Origin of the sequence: Streptomyces muensis, assembly GCF_021474425.1 — a bacterium.
In the GTDB taxonomy this organism is placed as follows: Bacteria; Actinomycetota; Actinomycetes; order Streptomycetales; family Streptomycetaceae; genus Streptomyces; species Streptomyces muensis.
On record NZ_JAKEIP010000617.1, the window covers coordinates 1 to 780 of the forward strand.

Annotated in this window: 1 protein-coding gene; it reads right to left on the reverse strand. The window is 75.9% G+C overall.

The annotated features are described in order from the left end of the window. Positions 1-107 precede the first annotated feature (107 nt). Positions 108-780: carboxyl transferase domain-containing protein (locus L0P92_RS44740; protein WP_273634168.1), on the reverse strand; the 673-nt coding region annotated here is incomplete at its 5' end.

Here is a 780-nt window from a genome sequence, read left to right on the forward strand (position 1 = left end):
GGGGGAGCGGGGGGCTTCGGGTATGAGGTGCGCGTTCCTGCGGCGCGTAGGCCGGAGGAAAGCCGGAGAGAGGCCGGAGAGGCGGTGCCTTTCCGGCGTGCCTTCGCTCATGGGCGGCCCTCGCCGACGACCCCCCGGATCACCCCCAGCTCCACCAGGTCCTGCGGCCGGATCCGCAGCTGGTCCGCCGTCGCCTCCACCTCCCCTGGCCCTCGTTTGAGGATCGCCGCCGCCAGTTCCGGGGCGATGACGGAGAAGTAGCTGTCCGGCGTGGCCCAGGTGTTGCCGGGCGCCGCCAGGGCCAGGGCCCCGCCCGAGCCGCCCTCGCCGATGACCAGCGTGGTGATCGGGACACGCGCCCCGGCCACCGCCCCGAACAGATCCGCGATCGAGGCGCCCACCCCCTGCCGCTCGGCCTCCGCGTCGTTGGCGGCACCCGGCGTGTCCACCAGGGTCAGCACCGGAATGCCGAGCCGGTCCGCGAGCCGGATCAGCCGGGCGGCGGTCCGGTAGCCGGCCGGGCGCGTCGCGGTCCCGGTCTGCGCGGCGTAGGCGACCGTACGGCCCTCGTGCGCGCCGAACCCGCAGAGCATCCCCTCGGGATCGGCGCCACCGCAGCGGTCGCCGCTGATCGGGACACGGTGCTCGAAGTAGGCCGCCAGATACGCCTCCGCGCGCGGACGCCGAACCGCCCGGGCACGCTGAACCGCGTCCCAGCCGGTGGCCGGGAGGTCCCTGGCACCGAGAGGGGCCGGGGGCGGGGTCCCGGCCCCTCTCGGT